Raw genomic sequence first — 17,444 nt, 5'->3', positions numbered from 1 at the left:
CTCAGACATTTCACAGATTATCTAATTCATAATTCCCCTAACGATCATAAATCAAGTTTTTCGAAATCCTTGACTGCTTTTTGATAAGAAAACCAGGTACATAACTTGAACATAACAATACCAATCAGCAATATCACAACCTGTGGTATGCTTAAATTTGCAGGATCATTTAGGCTTTCTAATCCAGGAATATGGTGTAATATCTCTCTCATGAATATTATGACAGTTGCGACTGCGCAGAATAGGATAAAAGGCTTCCCAATCTTATAAGCTGTCTTAAAAAATCCTGCTAAAAAAATACCATTAAAGGATGCGAATATAGCTAATAAATAGCCAAGATAAGCCACATTTGCATTCATCAACTGATTTGTCACATACGGTGCGGCATCCCCCAATATTTTCATCCTAATAATCGTTAGCACTGCGCATAAGACAAATGCCACTAATTCGATGAGCAGTACAAATAGATACTTAGCTGTCACCACATCCTGTTTCCTGACCGGCAACATGACCGTGTAGGTAATATCATCGCATTCCCGAACCTGCTGGTAGGTATAAAATATACCCAGACAGATAAAAAAGGAACCTACAAGAATAGGATACCTTGGAATCATCGTCATAGCTGAAAAAGTTATAAACCAATAACTCAAAGGATTTGCTGACAATCTCATTTCTTTATAGAGAAGTTTTCTCATCACAAATTCACCTCTTCTCTTTCGATATGCACCATAATGTCTTCCAGTGTTGGCGCACCACCTATTTCCCCTGTGAAATGGCGAATAAAGTCTTCTTTATTGGTCGATAAAAGCAATTCTCCATTTTTGATGTAAGTAATCGTATCTGCACATTTCTCCAAATCACTAGTAATATGAGTAGAAAACAAGATTGCCACACCTTTTTCAGCGAGTTTTCGGAAAATCTCATTCATCTCATCTCTGGATACTGGGTCAAGGCCGCTTGTTGGCTCATCCAAAATCAAAAGCCTAGCCTGATGAGAAAGAGCTAAAGTAAGGTAGAATTTTACTTTCATCCCCTCAGACAGTTCCATAATTTTCTTATTTTCATCAAGTTTAAATGCGTCAAGATAATGACGATACGATTCATCATCCCAGTTATCATAAAAAATACGAGTAATGGCGACAATATCCTTTAATTTTTTTCTTTTATAATAATTGGTTCCCCCTACCGCGTAACCAATTTGTTGTTTGATTTCATCTTCATTATCCAGATAATCCATTCCAAGAATACGGACATTCCCTGCATCAGGGTGGACAAGATTGATAATGGATTTAAGTGTTGTAGTCTTACCTGCTCCATTCCTGCCGATAAATCCCATAACCTCACCGGCCTTAATCTGAAAGCTAATCGATTTTAGTTCAAAAGACGAATATTTTTTTGCAATATCATTTACCTCTAAAACATACTTCATTTTATTCATCCACCTTCTCTTCAAAAGCAATTTCCATCAAGTGAGCAAAGGCTCCCTTCGGCGGTATGGCAATTCCACGCTTTTCATCACCAAGAAGCAGAATCGTATCACCCGGTTTGATATTAAAAACATCGCGCGCCTGTTTTGGTATTACTATCTGACCTTTTTCTCCAACTGTAGCTGTCCAAGCATATTTACCTTTTGGTGCTTTCACAACCACCACCTCCTTTAAGTATGATTTGTATAACTAATTATACCACTTGTCCTAAATAATACAAGTGCAGACTACATCCAGTTGCCATCATAATAAAATGCTCGTAAAAATCTGTACCACTCATCCCAAAACTAAGAATGAAAAAATTTCATAAGCACATTGATGCCATGAATCAAAAACAGCATTATCCTTTCCTACAAGAGAAGACCACTCCTAAAATTAGGAAAACGAAACTAAGATTTTTAAAAATATCTTATTGCAAACAAAAATATAATATGCTACAATACTTTTGACAAAACGTGTCGAAAGGTAGAGAATTGGCAAAAATAATTGATTTAAAGCAAGAAAATATTCACAAAGTACGATCCTGTTTTTATCAAGGAGGAACATGGACCAAGAATCAGTTATCCAGTCAAACAGGAATTTCTCTGGCGGGAACTACCAATATCTTACAAATATTAGAGAATAGTGAAGAAATTGAATTTGTAGGGAATGCCTGTTCAACTGGTGGTAGAAAGTCAAAATTGTATCAATTAAGAGAAGATCATATCCATATTGGAACTATTATTCTTAGTCACATCTTTTCTCAATACAGAATACGTGCAAACTCATTTAATCTGGGAGGCCATTCAGTTTATGAACAAATTTTAGTAAGTTCCACAGGGACATTAGATGAAATTCGCAATGTAGTAAAAAAACTAATTACTAGTGATCCACTGATTCAGGTATTAGTGCTTAGCTTTCCTGGTATTATTGGAGAACAAGGAGAAATTATCTATTCTGATTTTGAACAGATCAATCAAAAAAATCTTCTAACGTCACTTTCATCCCTTACAACGATCCCCATTGTTTTAGAGAATGATGTTAATGTTGCTTCTCTTGGTTATTGTAGTATTCACCCAGAATTTAGAACATTGGCCCTTCTCTATCAGCCAGATACAGATTTTGCCGGTTCTGGTATTATCATCAATAAAAGATTGCATCGTGGAAGAAATGGTTTTGCAGGGGAAGTCGGCTATCTCATGAATGGACATAAACCTGCAGATCGCCAATCACGTTCAAATGACTTCACATTTCTTTTGTTAAATCAGATAACAGCATTAACATCAGTCATTGCTCCAGATGCTATTGCATATTATTGTCCATCTTTACAAGAAAATATAAAAATTTCTGACACCTGTCTTCCTAAAGAATTCCAACCAATCCTTGAAAGATTGACTGAGATAGACCCGTTCATACTGAACGGAGTTCAATCAATTGGAAAAAACAAGATTCTAGAAATCAAAAGAAGAGCAATCTAACAAGGAGAACTAAATGATTTCGTTGTTGTTAGCGGTTATCTACCTGGCCTTTATTAGTTTAGGTTTACCTGATGCTATTTTAGGAAGCGCTTGGCCAAATATGTATCGTAGCTTAAATTCAACTATTACCGGGGCAGGCTCCATCTTTCTGATTATTTCTGTTTGTACAATAATTTCTTCTTTAAATGCAGATAGAGTAATTCATAAATTTTCTACAGCTAGAGTGACAGCAGTTTCGGTAGGGCTAACTGCTTTATCCTTATTTGGTTTTTCTTTTTGTCAAGAATATTGGCAGCTGTGCCTATGGGCTATCCCCTATGGTCTTGGTGCAGGAGCAGTTGATAGCGCACTGAATAACTATGTAGCATTGCATTTTTCTTCTAAGCATCTATCTTGGCTACATTGTATGTGGGGGATGGGGGCTTCTATCGGTCCTTATATCATGGGAATGATTTTGGCAAGTGGTTACGACTGGCCTGTCGGTTACAGAATCATTGGAATCATACAGGTTATATTAACAACTATTATATTTATTTCTTTACCCTTATGGACTGCAAAAGAACAAGGGATGAACTTAGAAGATAATAGAGATATTCTTTCAATTTCCCAAGCCTTAAAACTTCAAGGTGCCCCTCAAATTTTGCTTTGTTTTTTTGGATACTGCGCTCTTGAACAGACGACCGGACTTTGGGCAGCTAGTTGGTTGAATGTGGTCAAAGATATTCCGGCAGAAACGGCAACATCCTTCGCTTCAATATTTTACATAGGAATCACTGGTGGCAGAGCAATTTCTGGTTTTATTGCAGAAAAACTTGAAGATAAAAATATGATTCGCTTAGGGTTCATTGTAATTTTCATAGGTCTGATTCTCCTTACCTTTAGCTTTCATTATACAATTGCCTTAATAGGACTTGCTACTATCGGCCTTGGTTGTGCACCGATTTATCCAAGCATTATCCATTCTACTCCAGAGCGTTTTGGAAGGGAAAATAGTCAGAGTTTAATCGGCATTCAGATGGCTTCTGCCTATATCGGTTCCGCCTTTATGCCAAAGCTTTTTGGAACCCTAAGTGATGTCACCAATATTTCAGTTTATCCGTTCTATCTTTTGTTCTTTCTATTCTTGATGTTTATCATGCATGAGTGGGCTGAAAATAATTAATAGTGTAGAAAAATATTGATAAGAACTTTTTAACAGTCAATTAGCTTATGAATCGGTGGAAAAATAGGTATTTCACCTAGAAAAAGTGGTTTTGGCTATACCATGTCAATAATTAATGGAAAATATAAATGGAACATTCAATTATCAATAGATCTTGGAATAAGAAAATCTCCAGAAGAATATACAATTCACGAATTATATAAAGAGAGTAAACATTAGTTGAATCACATCAAAACTTAGTTTTTCAATCTCCTATATTTGATTCTTCTAGTCCGTTGTTATTAAAAAAATGGATAGACGCTGTATTAATTTGTAGTTGATTCTTTGGTAAAAATGGAGGAGATTAATTAGAAGATAAAAAAATAGCATTGGTGGTATCTGCTAGTATCTAGGAAAAGGATTATCAATCTGACGGGAAATACCACTATACTCTTGAACAAGCACTAGTTCCCTTTAAGATTTTATTGTCGTGGACATTATCGTGATTTCTTTGCTTTTTATGGCTCAAAGAAGATACTCGATAGAACATATTTTCTACAAAGGGAAAAATTGAAAAAAGCACTTCGGATGTATTGACTTCACTCTTTATTCCATTTTACCTTATCGTTTGATATTTTATCAAAGATAGCTATAACTTAACAAGAAAGGATAACACAATGACAATCTCTATTGAACACGTAGGTGTTTGGGTAAATGACTTAGAAAAAATGAAATCTTTTTATGAGAAATACTTTAATGCCGTTGCAACGAAAAAATATTATAATCCTAAAACGGAATTCTCATCTTACTTTTTGAATTTTGAAAATGGTGCACGTTTAGAACTTTGTCATCGCCCAGATATTGTAGAAAAGAATAAAAATAGTTTTGGATTTTACCATTTAGCTATTGCTGTAGGAGACAAAGTGGATGTTGATACATTTGCAAAACGCTTTGAAGAAGATGGTTTTTCTATTCAATCCGGTCCAAGAACAACTGGTGATGGGTACTATGAAGCAGTTGTATCTGATCCCGAAGGTAATTTACTGGAATTAACAACACATTTAAAATCGTAAAATAAAAAAGGAGAAAAGTAATGATTCAAGAACTTTGCAAAGAATTTTCTCAGCTGGAGCAAGTAGAAGCTATCGCTCTTGGTGGTTCTCGTGCAGGACAAGACTATGATCAAAATTCTGACTATGATGTCTATGTCTATCTTAACTCACCTATTGACGAAAAAACTCGTCAAATCATTCTTAGCAACTATTGCTCCTATATGGAAATTGGAAACCAGTTTTGGGAATTAGAGGACGACTGTGTACTAAACAACGGTATCCAAATCGAGTTGATTTATCGTTCGCTGGAGTCGTTTGAACAAGAACTAAACTCAACTGTTTTTCAGCACCAAGCCCAAAACTCTTATACAACCTGTATGTGGCACAATCTACTCCACAGCAAGATCCTATACGACCCGAATGGACACTATGCTTCGCTCCAAAAAACCTACCAGATTCCCTATCCACAGGAACTCAAAAAGCAAATTATTGAAAGGCAACTCCTTTTGCTAGAACAAGCCATGCCTGCCTTCTCTCACCAAATAGAAAAAGCTATCAAACGCCAAGATCTTCTCAGTATGAATCATCGTACGAGTGAGTTTTTTGCTTCCTACTTTGACTTGTTATTTGCGCTCAATGAGCAAACCCATCCTGGTGAAAAACGAATGTTGGAGTACGCAAAGACCAATTGTACACTCCTCCCTAAGCAATTTGAAGAAACTATTCGCAAGTATTTCCAACTACTCTACCAACCGCAACAAGGAGAACAAGCGGTCGTGACCTTACAAACCATCCTGAACCAACTAAAGGCCATTTTGCCATAGATCAAAAAGAAAATGTGAACCTCTGTTGCTGTTCACATTTTTATTTGTCGTTGACTGTAAAATTCTAGTCTACTCATATTCAGTTGCCTATTTTTGACTCTCTCTGAAAATCTGCAACTAGGTTAGAAATTGTTCAATTGATTGACGAGCAATCATGAAGTCGTTACAAAAACCGCACTAACAATCACTTACCCTGCTCTTTCATTACTAGTGACAATTTTGCCCTTAGGATTACTACAAGATTTTTTAGAGATTCTAACAAGAATTACAATATGAATTTTACATATTACCATAGAACACCTCTATAGGAGAAAATCAGAGCTAAAATTAATAAAGTATAGAAGGCGATAAAAAGCCATCTCATCTTCACACATAGAGCAATATATTCTCTAATAAAGGCCGATGGGATATAGTAGGCGGCTGTACGGCAACCAAGACCATCTCCCTTCATCCCAATACGGCGAGCATAGGTACTGGTACGAAAAACATGGTAATCATTGGTCACAAAGAGAAAACGTGGACTGGTCACCAGCCTCTCTCCTATTTCTTTTGAGAAGAGAAGATTCTCATAAGTCGTCGTTGAGTCTTCCTCTAGGAGAATGGCTTCTCTCGGAACATCCGTCTCTTCCAGCAAATAATTACAAATTGCCTGAGCTTCAGAAATTTTCTCGTCCCCACCTTGACCTCCACTGGCAATGAGTTTAACGTTGGGATTGGACGACTGACGATAAGCCTCTACGGCTTTGTCAATACGGTTCTTAAGTAAGGGAGTTACTTTTTCTCCATTCAATAAGCCTGCACCGTGAATAATAATAAAATCATAATGTTTTTTCTTAGGAATAAAAAGATACAGAATAGAATAAAGTAGAAATCCTGCAAAGGCAAAGCCGAAAATCAAATACGAGTAGATCAGAAAGAAAAAGAAAATATTCACTAGATGATTGGTGTAGAACAAGCCATTGGTATCGCTCACTCGAATTGCCATGATCACAAAAAAGAACAGAATCACACACCCTAGTCCCAGAGACAAATAATTTGCCTTGGATTTCCCTTCTTTTTTCAATAACACAAATCCATTATAAATAAGGAAAAAGCCACTTAGAAAAACTAAAAGAGGCAGCAGGAGAAAAATCCCTGCAAAGAAAATCATGTGCACTTCTTCTTGCCCAGCTTCGTAAAAAAGATTGGCAATAGACAGGTAAGAAAAGAGCAGAGATAAAAGCAAGAGAGCTGGATTCCAGAGACTGCGATTGTCCCTAAAAAATGAAATCAAAAAAAGTAGGACGAAAAATCCTGTAATAAAGTACATAGTCTCCTCCTTTGATGACTACATTGTACCATAATTGTGGCAATAGAAAAAGAGGAGCCTAGCCCTCTTATTTTACTATTCTTGCTTCTGCATCTGCCACAACCTGAGCCAGACTCGTCTGACGAAGCTGGTTTTCCATCGCTTCTTGGATATCTAGCAATTTTTGATCTAAAACTTCATGAATATTGGCCCCTACTGGACAGTTGGGGTTGGGATTGTCATGGAAACTAAAGAGTTTACCAGATTTTCCTAAACATTCGACTGCCTGATAAACATCAAAAAGACTAATATCTTGTAAGTCTTTGAGAATCTCGGTACCGCCCGTCCCACGCGCAACTGATATCAGTTCAGCTTTTTTGAGTTGGGACAAGGTTTTGCGAATAATGACCGGATTGACCCCAACACTGGCCGCGAGAAAATCACTGGTTACCTTGCTCTCTTGACTCTTGATGGCAATGATGATCAACATATGAGTCGCAATGGTAAATCGGCTTGAAATTTGCATCTTTTTCTCCTTTCACATACTATCTGATACCCATTATACCCTTTTACGTTGTAATGTCAATTATTACCACCATCCAACCACGCATCTAACTCAGCATCATGTCCTTGTTCTTGAGCAATTTCATACAAAAGCTCATGGTTATGAGTGTGGTGAATCCCATTTACCAAACTTTCATAGTAGACCTGGAAATAGGGGAGCTTTAAATCTTTGGCCAACTGCAATTCGGCTTCTACATCATAATCCACTCGACGAAAATCAACATCAGACAAACCTGCTTCATCAAACTCTAAGATCATATACTGGGCCCGTAGGTCCTTACGTAATCCCGCATCTAAAAAGAAGGGTTGTCCAATGGACCCTGGATTAAGAATCAACTGTCCATAACTTCCATAACGAAGCAACTGTTGGTGGATATGGCCATATACTGCGATAGAGGCATGCGGTTCCGTCACCAATCTATCAAAATCTTCTTGTTTGCCCGTGTGAATCAACTCCCTACCCCAGTTTTTATCAGGGAGATGGTGAGTGATTCCCACTGTCAAATCACCAAACTGACGATGAACTTGCATGGGTTGATTGTGGAGGTCTTCGATTTCTTCAGGGCTAATCTCTTCTAAGATATACTGGCATTGGCGTAGGAGATAGCGATGACTAGCTTTTGTTAGATCTAGCTTGCGATGCAAACCACTCCAGAGACTATCCTCCCAATTTCCAAGAACTCTTACTGTGATGGGCAAATCAGCCAAGAGGTCCAAAATCCTTCTACGTCCTGTTCCAGGCATAAGGATATCCCCCAAAAGCCAGTACTCATCTACCGTTTCCGCTTTTGCATCAGCCAGTACAGCTTCCAAGGCGCTTGTATTCCCATGTATGTCTGAAAGAACTGCTATTTTCGTCATTCTTTCTCCTCATTTCCTCTTACTTCTTCTGTTAGTATTATAGCAGAAAACACTGCAAAAAATCACTATCACTACTTACCTGATTAATTTGTAAGAGCTTCCAAATCGTGCTATAATATAGGTGAGAGCTCCCCTTCATTTAGGATCATGTGATCTTCAACATCTCTCTATTTTTGCAGATTGGAGGACTATTGCCATGCGGAAATATCTTAAGTATATTCCATACTGCCTTGTCATTTTCTTCTTTTACTGGCCCCTCTATGAGTTGCTTTTGCTGCTGATATCTGACCCTTATACGCTGAAAGGGCTTTACATTTACAACATCATCCTCTTTTCACCTTTGGCAACCTTCATCGTGTCCCTTCTTTATAGCTACCGTTTCCAATTCTCACTGTGGTGGCTGCTCGGTATTGCTCTTCTCTATTGCTTTACCATCATCACTTTCAATGAATTCATTCTCGTTTATTTCCTAGCTTATGAACTCTTTGCCCTACTTGGTATGGCTTCAGGTTCAGGTATTAAATATATGCTCCAGCACGGAAAAAATAAAAAACTTTCACAAAATCCTTGAAAAATCTCGCAATCATGCTATAATAATGCATAGAGACAAGTCACTTAGTCCCTTTCTACTAGAGAGTGCGTGGTTGCTGGAAACGCATAGAGAGCCTAAACTGATACTACTCTACTGACTTTTATGAAAACATAAAACGGTGGCCACGTTAGAGCCAATCAGAGGTGTAGGTCTTTTTGACTTGCATAAATGAAGGTGGAACCACGTTACGACGTCCTTTCGAGGATGTCGTTTTTATTTTGTCAGAAGGAGGAAGAATGATGCTTTATATGATTGGCGGATCGCCTTGCAGTGGAAAGTCAACAATTGCTTCACTTCTTGCTAGACAGTATCAGCTACTTCATATCAAATTGGATGATTTGGTAGACGAGATGATGAGTCAAGCAAGTGCAGACTCGCAGCCGATTTGCCTTCTTAGGCAGGATAGAAATCCAGAACAAATCTGGATGAGAAATCCAGAAGAGATGGCAGATGAAGAATGGCGCTTTTATGAAGAGATTTTTCCTTATGTGAAATCTTACTTGATAAAAAATCAAGATAGACCTCTCTTGGTGGAGGGAGCAGGACTTTTGCCTCACTTAGTAGAGAAGCTTGAATGTCCAACATCTTCCTATCTATGCTTGACTCCGACAGCTGATTTTCAGAAAAAGCACTATAAACAGAGAGAATGGGTTCCTTATGTTTTAGAGGGAACAACCAATCCTGAGCAAGCTTTTGAAAACTGGATGCAACGAGACATTCTTTTTGCCCAAATGGTTCGTAAGGAAGCAATGAAATTAGGCTATCCTAGCCTCGTAACAGATGGCAGTCAATCAGAAAATCAGACTGTGGAAGAAGTTGCTCGGCTCTTAAAATTGTCCAACAAAAATAGAATAAATATTAAAGGAGAAAACCATGATTAAGATTACTTTCCCAGATGGCGCTGTTCGTGAATTCGAATCTGGCGTTACAACTTTTGAAATTGCTCAATCTATCAGCAATTCCCTAGCTAAAAAAGCTTTGGCTGGTAAATTCAACGGCAAACTCATCGACACGACTCGTGCTATCACTGAAGATGGTGCCATCGAAATCGTGACACCTGATCACGAAGATGCTCTTCCAATCTTGCGTCACTCAGCTGCCCACTTGTTCGCCCAAGCAGCTCGTCGTCTTTTCCCAGATATTCACTTGGGGGTTGGTCCAGCGATTGAGGATGGCTTCTACTACGATACGGATAATCAAGCTGGTCAAATCTCCAACGAAGATCTTCCTCGTATCGAAGAAGAAATGCAAAAAATCGTCAAAGAAAACTTCCCATCAATCCGCGAAGAAGTTACTAAAGACGAGGCACGTGAGATCTTCAAGAACGATCCTTACAAGTTGGAATTGATTGAAGAACACTCTGAAGACGAAGGTGGATTGACTATCTACCGTCAGGGTGAATACGTGGACCTTTGCCGTGGCCCACACGTTCCGTCAACAGGTCGCATCCAAATCTTCCACCTTCTCCATGTAGCTGGTGCTTACTGGCGTGGAAATAGCGACAATGCTATGATGCAACGGATCTACGGAACAGCTTGGTTTGACAAGAAAGACTTGAAGAACTACCTTCAAATGCGTGAAGAAGCCAAAGAACGTGACCACCGCAAACTTGGTAAAGAGCTTGACCTCTTCATGATTTCACAAGAAGTTGGTCAAGGACTGCCATTCTGGTTGCCAAATGGTGCGACTATCCGTCGTGAATTGGAACGCTACATTGTCGACAAGGAGTTGGCTTCTGGCTACCAACACGTCTACACTCCACCACTTGCTTCTGTTGAACTTTACAAGACTTCTGGTCACTGGGATCATTACCAAGAAGACATGTTCCCAACCATGGATATGGGTGACGGGGAAGAATTTGTCCTTCGTCCAATGAACTGCCCACACCACATCCAAGTCTTCAAACACCATGTTCACTCATACCGTGAATTGCCAATCCGTATCGCTGAAATCGGTATGATGCACCGTTACGAAAAATCTGGTTCCCTAACTGGTCTTCAACGTGTACGTGAAATGTCACTCAACGACGGTCACCTCTTTGTTACTCCAGAACAAATCCAAGAAGAATTCCAACGTGCCCTTCAGTTGATTATCGATGTTTATGAAGACTTCAACTTGACTGAATACCGCTTCCGTCTCTCTCTTCGTGACCCTCAAGATACTCACAAGTACTTTGACAACGATGAGATGTGGGAAAATGCTCAAACCATGCTTCGTGCAGCTCTTGATGAAATGGGCGTGGACTACTTTGAAGCTGAAGGGGAAGCAGCCTTCTACGGTCCGAAACTCGATATTCAGGTTAAGACTGCCCTTGGAAAAGAAGAAACCCTCTCTACTATCCAGCTTGACTTCTTGCTTCCAGAACGCTTTGACCTTAAATACATCGGGGCTGATGGTGAAGAACACCGTCCAGTTATGATCCACCGTGGGGTTATCTCAACTATGGAACGCTTTACAGCTATCTTGATTGAGAACTACAAGGGTGCCTTCCCAACATGGCTTGCACCACACCAAGTAACCCTTATCCCAGTTTCTAACGAAAAACATGTGGATTACGCTTGGGAAGTGGCTAAGAAACTCCGTGACCATGGTGTCCGTGCAGACGTAGATGAGCGCAATGAAAAAATGCAATTCAAGATCCGTGCTTCACAAACCAGCAAGATTCCTTACCAATTAATCGTTGGCGACAAGGAAATGGAAGACGGAACTGTCAATGTTCGTCGCTATGGACAAAAAGAAACACAAACTGTCTCAGTTGATGACTTTGTCCAAGCTATCCTTGCTGACATTGCAAATAAATCACGCGTTGAAAAATAAAAACCTAGCACAAAAGCCTCCAATCGGAGGCTTTTTCTCATTTATTTTTACTCAATAACGAGCTTCATTTCAGCGAATTTAATCCTTACTGTCGTTCCTTTTCCAACCTCAGACTCGATACGAATCTGGTGACCCAGTTCTTCAGAAATTTTCTTAGATAGGTAGAGGCCCAGTCCAGATGATTGCTGGGTTAGACGACCATTGTAGCCTGAAAAGCCACGTTCAAAGACTCGGAGAACATCGCTGTTTTTAATCCCGATTCCCGTATCTTTGATACAGAGCTCCTGACCTTCCATATAAATCTCTAACCCACCATCTTTGGTGTATTTAAGGCTATTTGAAAGGATTTGTTCAATGACGACCAACAACCACTTCCTATCAGTCACGATAATTTTGTCAAGGTCATGGAGATTGAGCGTCAGTCCTTTTTGGATAAAGAAAAGGGCATACTTACGAACCACTTCCTTGACCAAGTCCTCCACTTGAACCTTTTCAAATACCAAGTCATCGTGGAAGCTTTCCAAACGAAGATACTGCAACACCAGATTGGTATAGGAGTCAATCTTGAAGATTTCCTGTTCCAGTTGCTGCTTGACCTCCCGATCAGAGACTTCTGCCACTAAAAGTCGACTAGCCACAATGGGGGTCTTGATCTGATGAACCCACAAGGTGTAGTAATCCAGCAAATCCGTCAGCTTGCTCTGAGCCTCAGACTTCTTTTGATACAATTCAGATTCACGCTCTTCGAGCTTTTCTGCTAGCGCACATTCTAGAGGAGACTTGGGGTCTCGCTCAGCATAGAGTACTTCCTGCCGGTAAACCTGAGCTTCTGCAAAAATATCCCAAGCCAAAAATAAGAAGGTCAAAAAACTACTGAGCAGAAAGAAATAAAGAAAATAAGTTCCTAGACTAGCAAATAAAAACTGAAAGAGAAGGACGAGAAAGCCTAATGAAAAAATATAGGTAAAAACGCGACTGCGAGAACGCAGATAGGCTAGACAAAATGATTTCCAATCAAGCATGTTTCAGTCCGTATCCTATCCCTTTCTTGGTTTCGATAAAGCCTACTAAACCTTGCTCCTCCAACTTTTTACGCAAGCGAGCAACATTGACAGACAAGGTATTGTCATCGATGAAAAAGTCGCTATTCCAGAGTTCCCGCATCAAGTCATCACGCGCCACGATATTGCCAGCATGTTCAAACAAGACCCGCAAAATTTGAAATTCATTCTTGGTCAAACTCAGAACTTCCCCCTGATAGTGCAGGTCCATAGACTTTGTATTGAGGATCACACCCGCATACTCCAGCAGACTTTCATCCCGCCCAAATTCATAGGAACGGCGCAACAAGCCCTGAACCTTGGCAAGGAGCACCTGCTGGTCAAAAGGCTTGGTCACAAAGTCATCTGCCCCCATATTGATTGCCATGACGATATCCATCGCTTGATCTCTCGAAGACAGAAACATGATAGGTACCTGAGAAATCTTACGAATCTCCTGGCACCAGTGGTAGCCATTAAAGAGTGGCAGGCCAATATCCATAAGGACCAAATGAGGCTCTGACTGAACAAAGAGAGTCAAAACTTCCATAAAGTCCTCCACCAAAATAACCTCAAAGCCCCATTCTGAGAGCAGTTTCCCCACTTGTTGCCGAATAACTTGGTCATCTTCTACTAGTAAAATCTTGTGCATGCGCTCCTCCTTTGCTATTTCTCAAAGTATCAAAACCCTTCATATCAGATTTACGGATCAGTATCTCATACTGTTTAGCAGCCTATTTCCCAAATTCAGATCAGAAAACAGATGCTAAATAGGGAACATTCCCACTGATATCATACCTTATTTTTAATTATAGTTCCAGCCTTATCCTATATTTTCCTTTTTGTGCTCATTTAGTTAGCGTTTCTTTCACTTATTTAATAGGTTTAGCCTTCTTATTGACAAGCTAGCCATGATTTGTTAGAATGTGAATGAACAAATCAATTTATTCATTCATTAAATAAAGGAGGTTAAATCAGATTGAACAAAAAACAAGCTTTAAAGACAGCGGCCTATGAGGTTTTTTCGAAAAAGGGTTACAAGGCGACAGGAATTTCAGAAATTGCTAGGCAAGCTGGGGTGGCAGTTGGCTCTTTTTATAACTATTACGAAAGTAAAGAAGCTATTTTTCTAGACATCTACATAGATGAAAACAACCGTGTTCGCCAAGCTATGATCGAAGAACTGGATTGGGAAATTGACATGACCGACCTCATTGGTCAACTCTTTGCTCAGTCCAGAACTCTCGTTTCTTCCAATAAAATTCTTGCAGAATGGTACAATCCTGCCATCGCAGATGAGTTGCACAGCTACTATTCCTCGGAAGAAGGCAAAGTCGCAAATCCATTTCATCAGTTTCTAGTTAAAACTTTTACAAATCGTATGCAGGCTGAAGGGTACTCGCCAGAAAAGATTCAAGATATCTTACAAGTTTACAACCTGTTTTACTACATGGATATGCATATCACGGAAAAAGATTTTCCAGATATTAGCAAAACTGTTGAAATACTTGCAACCAACTTCATAAAAGGAGTTCTAAAATAAAGAATGGATTTCTTTATTTTTTGAAAAGACATGAATGAATTATTTTCTAGTTCATTCACAAAATTAAGAATAGGAGTCATAAAAAATGAAAAGAGGTAAAAAAATGTTTATTATCATTCTATCAACACTTGGATTACTAGCCCTTCTAACTTGGGGTGCCATCGCCTATCTTGGACGAAGTCAAACATTATCGATAAAATCCATCGAAAATCCCACCGAAGATCTGTATTTAATTCATATCACAAAGCCGAGTCATCAAGTCTGGAAAGCTGGAGCTTATGCTAAGTTCACACTCCCTGATACCTCGTCCGCTTCTAGGAAAAACGAAGCTAAGGGTGAGCAGACCAGTCGATGGCTAACCATTGTCTCCACACCTGATGAAGATGAAATCCTCATTTTAACTCATAATAGTGGTAGCCTCTTTAAGGAAACCTTGACACATTTACCGGCTGGCAGTGAGATTGAGATGAGTTGGCTGGATTCCTCTTTGACCGTTAAAGATACGAATCAGCCACTAGTTTGCTTTGCATCTGATGTCGGCATTTCTGCTCTACGCCCTCTTGTCAAAGAATGGGCTGGTAAAGCTCCAATTATTCTCAACCATTATGACAAAGGAGTTACTATTTTTGATAAAGAAATGAAAGAACTGGCTCAGAAAACATCGAATTTTACTTATAAAACTAGCGATGAACTTTCTCAAAGTCAAGAATTTTTAAAAAATGCTATTGATAAATACGGCAATCAAGCCAGCTATCTCATCACCGGCCAGCCTGATGATGTAAATGAGATGAAGAATTTTTTAAAGGAAAATGGGATTGATAGCAAAAATATTCAAGTAAGCTCGTTTAGAGGTTTGAAATAGGAGCAGCCTGTCTTCTATGTATCTGAATCAAACCCTACTAGGTCATTCGAACAAGCCTACTAGCTAATTCTATGTAAATGTGATAGGATAAACATAGAGAAAGGAGCTTTTATGGCCAATATTTTTGACTACTTGAATGATGTAGCATACGATTCCTTTTATGACCTCCCCGTGAATGAGTTAGATGTTCTTGCCTTGACCGAATTAACCTACCTTGCTTTTGATGATGTAGTCACCCAAGAACCCCAGCGCCTCATAAATCTTGCACCTCAAATCCCTAGAGAAACGACGATGTTGACCAGCAAAAACCGCCTCCAGTTATTGGATCAGCTCGCTCAACACAAACGATTTAAAAATTGCAAGCTCTCAGATTTTATCAATGATATTGACCCTGAATTGCAAAAACAGTTTGCAGCCATGACTTATCGTATCAGTCTCGATACCTATTTGCTTGTTTTTCGCGGAACGGATGACAGCATCATTGGTTGGAAAGAAGATTTCCATATGACCTATATGAAGGAAATCCCAGCTCAAAAACACGCGCTCCAGTATTTACAGGACTTTTTTGCCCAACATCCCAACCAAAAGGTTATTCTGGCTGGGCACTCAAAAGGGGGCAATCTAGCCGTCTATGCTGCCAGTCACCTTGATTCCCTTTTACAAAAAAACATTGTCGCTGTCTATACTTTTGATGCGCCTGGGCTTCACAAGGAACTGACCGAAATGCCAGGCTATCAAAACATGATGGAAAGAACGAAAGTATTTGTCCCACAAGGTTCTATCATCGGGATGATGCTGGAAATTCCTGATAAAAAAATCGTCGTTCGAAGCACTGCCCTAGGTGGTCTTGCCCAGCACGACACCTTTAGTTGGCAGGTTGAAGACAAACACTTTGTCCAACTGGATGAGACAAATAGTGACAGCCAGCAAGTCGATACTACCTTCAAGGAATGGGTGGAGACAGTCCCTGATACGGAACTGCAGCTCTACTTCGACCTCTTTTTTGGAATCATTCTTGATGCAGGCATCTCCTCTATCAACGATCTTTCTTCCTTCAATGCCATTGAACACATTCATCAACTCTTTGTACAAGCTCAATCCCTCACTCCCGAAGAAAGAGAAACCATGGGGCGCTTAACCCAACTCTTGATTGACACCCGCTATCAAGCTTGGAAAAATCGTCAAAGCACGAAAAAGACTTTTTGATACCCTAAGTATCCTCTTCTATGCTATACTTAGTTTAGTACATTCTTTGAGAGAGGAAGATTTATGAAAGTCCATAAAACCGTGAATCCCGTTGCTTATGAAAACACTTATTATCTGGAAGGAGACCAACACCTGATTGTGGTTGACCCAGGTAGCCATTGGGAAGCTATTCGCAAGACTATTGAAAAAATCAACAAACCAGTCTGCGCGATTCTCCTGACACACACCCACTACGACCATATTATGAGTCTAGACTTGGTTCGTGAGACTTTTGGAAATCCTCCAGTTTATGTAGCAGAGAGTGAAGCTAGCTGGCTTTATACACCTGTAGATAATCTCTCTGGTCTCCCTCGTCACGACGATATGGCAGATGTGGTCGCAAAACCAGCAGAACACACCTTTGCCTTTCATGAAGAATACCAGCTTAAGGAATTTCGTTTTACAGTTCTACCAACCCCAGGGCACTCTATCGGCGGCGTTTCTATCGTCTTTCCTGATGCTCATCTAGTCTTGACCGGAGATGCTCTATTCCGAGAAACCATCGGACGGACAGACCTTCCTACAGGTAGTACGGAACAACTTCTCCATAGCATTCAGACGCAACTCTTCACTCTTCCTAACTACGATGTCTATCCCGGGCATGGTCCAGCTACGACTATCGCTCACGAAAAGACTTTTAATCCCTTTTTCTAGCAAGCAAAAAACCAAGG

19 protein-coding genes and 1 pseudogene are annotated in these 17,444 nt (G+C 39.6%); 12 read left to right on the top strand and 8 right to left on the bottom strand.

Annotation, left to right across the window (positions count from 1 at the left end):
- Nucleotides 1–44: 44 nt before the first annotated feature.
- The 3 genes from HT680_RS01055 to HT680_RS01045 are packed head-to-tail and all read right to left on the bottom strand — an operon-like array spanning nucleotide 45 to nucleotide 1,643.
- Nucleotides 45–695 carry an ABC-2 transporter permease gene (locus HT680_RS01055; RefSeq protein ID WP_173257600.1) on the bottom strand — a complete coding sequence of 217 codons (651 nt, stop codon included), beginning with the start codon at nucleotides 693–695 and terminating at the stop codon, nucleotides 45–47.
- Entirely contained in the window at nucleotides 695–1,429 is a 735-nt protein-coding gene (locus HT680_RS01050) for an ABC transporter ATP-binding protein (protein WP_205380467.1), read from the bottom strand. Before HT680_RS01050 ends, HT680_RS01055 begins: the two co-directional genes overlap by 1 nt.
- 1 nt (nucleotide 1,430) lies before the next feature.
- On the bottom strand, nucleotides 1,431–1,643 hold the full coding sequence (locus HT680_RS01045; RefSeq protein ID WP_173257596.1) for an AbrB/MazE/SpoVT family DNA-binding domain-containing protein: 213 nt from the start codon (nucleotides 1,641–1,643) through the stop codon (nucleotides 1,431–1,433).
- Between the two features lie 317 nt (nucleotides 1,644–1,960).
- Between HT680_RS01045 and HT680_RS01040 the strand changes: the two genes are divergently transcribed.
- The 4 genes from HT680_RS01040 to HT680_RS01020 all read left to right on the top strand — a co-directional run bounded on the left by HT680_RS01040 (nucleotide 1,961) and on the right by HT680_RS01020 (nucleotide 5,961).
- Nucleotides 1,961–2,944 carry an ROK family protein gene (locus tag HT680_RS01040; protein ID WP_188110732.1) on the top strand — a complete coding sequence of 328 codons (984 nt, stop codon included), beginning with the start codon at nucleotides 1,961–1,963 and terminating at the stop codon, nucleotides 2,942–2,944.
- Between the two features lie 13 nt (nucleotides 2,945–2,957).
- The gene (locus tag HT680_RS01035; RefSeq protein WP_173257592.1) at nucleotides 2,958–4,106 is read left to right on the top strand and encodes an MFS transporter; all 1,149 of its coding nucleotides are present in this window, start codon (nucleotides 2,958–2,960) and stop codon (nucleotides 4,104–4,106) included.
- A 656-nt stretch (nucleotides 4,107–4,762) separates the two neighbouring features.
- Nucleotides 4,763–5,158, top strand: a complete 396-nt coding sequence (locus HT680_RS01025; protein ID WP_084949145.1) for a VOC family protein — start codon at nucleotides 4,763–4,765, stop codon at nucleotides 5,156–5,158.
- 20 nt (nucleotides 5,159–5,178) lie between these two features.
- Nucleotides 5,179–5,961: a DUF4037 domain-containing protein gene (locus HT680_RS01020; protein WP_173257590.1), complete on the top strand. Its 783-nt coding sequence runs from the start codon at nucleotides 5,179–5,181 to the stop codon at nucleotides 5,959–5,961.
- Nucleotides 5,962–6,247: 286 nt separating this feature from the next.
- On the opposite strand, the gene HT680_RS01015 is transcribed toward HT680_RS01020, so the two are convergent.
- From HT680_RS01015 to HT680_RS01005, 3 genes are all read right to left on the bottom strand, one after another.
- Complete coding sequence (locus HT680_RS01015; protein ID WP_173257588.1) at nucleotides 6,248–7,270, bottom strand: YdcF family protein; 1,023 nt, start codon at nucleotides 7,268–7,270, stop codon at nucleotides 6,248–6,250.
- A 67-nt stretch (nucleotides 7,271–7,337) separates the two neighbouring features.
- Entirely contained in the window at nucleotides 7,338–7,775 is a 438-nt protein-coding gene (locus tag HT680_RS01010; RefSeq protein ID WP_173257586.1) for an Rrf2 family transcriptional regulator, read from the bottom strand.
- A gap of 56 nt (nucleotides 7,776–7,831) precedes the next feature.
- Nucleotides 7,832–8,674, bottom strand: a complete 843-nt coding sequence (locus HT680_RS01005; protein ID WP_173257584.1) for a metallophosphoesterase family protein — start codon at nucleotides 8,672–8,674, stop codon at nucleotides 7,832–7,834.
- A gap of 196 nt (nucleotides 8,675–8,870) precedes the next feature.
- On the opposite strand from HT680_RS01005, the gene HT680_RS01000 reads away from it, so the two are divergent.
- The 4 genes and pseudogenes from HT680_RS01000 (at nucleotide 8,871) to thrS (ending at nucleotide 12,083) form a co-directional block, all read left to right on the top strand.
- Complete coding sequence (locus HT680_RS01000; protein ID WP_061452873.1) at nucleotides 8,871–9,245, top strand: hypothetical protein; 375 nt, start codon at nucleotides 8,871–8,873, stop codon at nucleotides 9,243–9,245.
- A gap of 73 nt (nucleotides 9,246–9,318) precedes the next feature.
- A pseudogene (locus HT680_RS09265) lies at nucleotides 9,319–9,506 on the top strand (hypothetical protein).
- Nucleotides 9,503–10,147 carry an AAA family ATPase gene (locus HT680_RS00995; RefSeq protein WP_173257582.1) on the top strand — a complete coding sequence of 215 codons (645 nt, stop codon included), beginning with the start codon at nucleotides 9,503–9,505 and terminating at the stop codon, nucleotides 10,145–10,147. Before HT680_RS09265 ends, HT680_RS00995 begins: the two are co-directional and overlap by 4 nt.
- The gene (gene thrS, locus HT680_RS00990; protein ID WP_173257580.1) at nucleotides 10,140–12,083 is read left to right on the top strand and encodes a threonine--tRNA ligase; all 1,944 of its coding nucleotides are present in this window, start codon (nucleotides 10,140–10,142) and stop codon (nucleotides 12,081–12,083) included. The genes HT680_RS00995 and thrS overlap by 8 nt, the downstream gene beginning before the upstream one ends.
- Nucleotides 12,084–12,130: 47 nt before the next feature.
- Here thrS and HT680_RS00985 read toward each other — a convergent pair whose 3' ends face one another.
- Both HT680_RS00985 and HT680_RS00980 read right to left on the bottom strand, forming a co-directional pair.
- The gene (locus tag HT680_RS00985; RefSeq protein ID WP_173257578.1) at nucleotides 12,131–13,105 is read right to left on the bottom strand and encodes a sensor histidine kinase; all 975 of its coding nucleotides are present in this window, start codon (nucleotides 13,103–13,105) and stop codon (nucleotides 12,131–12,133) included.
- Nucleotides 13,098–13,775: a response regulator transcription factor gene (locus tag HT680_RS00980; RefSeq protein ID WP_173257576.1), complete on the bottom strand. Its 678-nt coding sequence runs from the start codon at nucleotides 13,773–13,775 to the stop codon at nucleotides 13,098–13,100. The genes HT680_RS00985 and HT680_RS00980 overlap by 8 nt, the downstream gene beginning before the upstream one ends.
- Before the next feature lie 321 nt (nucleotides 13,776–14,096).
- Between HT680_RS00980 and HT680_RS00975 the strand changes: the two genes are divergently transcribed.
- The 4 genes from HT680_RS00975 to HT680_RS00960 all read left to right on the top strand — a co-directional run bounded on the left by HT680_RS00975 (nucleotide 14,097) and on the right by HT680_RS00960 (nucleotide 17,427).
- Nucleotides 14,097–14,666: a TetR/AcrR family transcriptional regulator gene (locus HT680_RS00975; protein WP_345890215.1), complete on the top strand. Its 570-nt coding sequence runs from the start codon at nucleotides 14,097–14,099 to the stop codon at nucleotides 14,664–14,666.
- Nucleotides 14,667–14,751: 85 nt separating this feature from the next.
- Nucleotides 14,752–15,528 (top strand): ferredoxin reductase, encoded by a 777-nt coding sequence (locus HT680_RS00970; RefSeq protein WP_173257572.1) that lies wholly within the window; start codon nucleotides 14,752–14,754, stop codon nucleotides 15,526–15,528.
- Nucleotides 15,529–15,639: 111 nt separating this feature from the next.
- Nucleotides 15,640–16,734, top strand: coding sequence for a DUF2974 domain-containing protein (locus tag HT680_RS00965; protein WP_173257570.1), 1,095 nt, complete (start codon nucleotides 15,640–15,642; stop codon nucleotides 16,732–16,734).
- Between the two features lie 63 nt (nucleotides 16,735–16,797).
- Nucleotides 16,798–17,427 (top strand): MBL fold metallo-hydrolase, encoded by a 630-nt coding sequence (locus HT680_RS00960; protein ID WP_000862866.1) that lies wholly within the window; start codon nucleotides 16,798–16,800, stop codon nucleotides 17,425–17,427.
- Nucleotides 17,428–17,444 lie beyond the last annotated feature (17 nt).

The organism is Streptococcus sp. 5905 (assembly GCF_013276505.1).
GTDB lineage: Bacteria > Bacillota > Bacilli > Lactobacillales > Streptococcaceae > Streptococcus.
The sequence above is the reverse complement of the archived record's forward strand: the minus strand, read 5'-3'. Positions and strand labels throughout refer to the sequence as shown.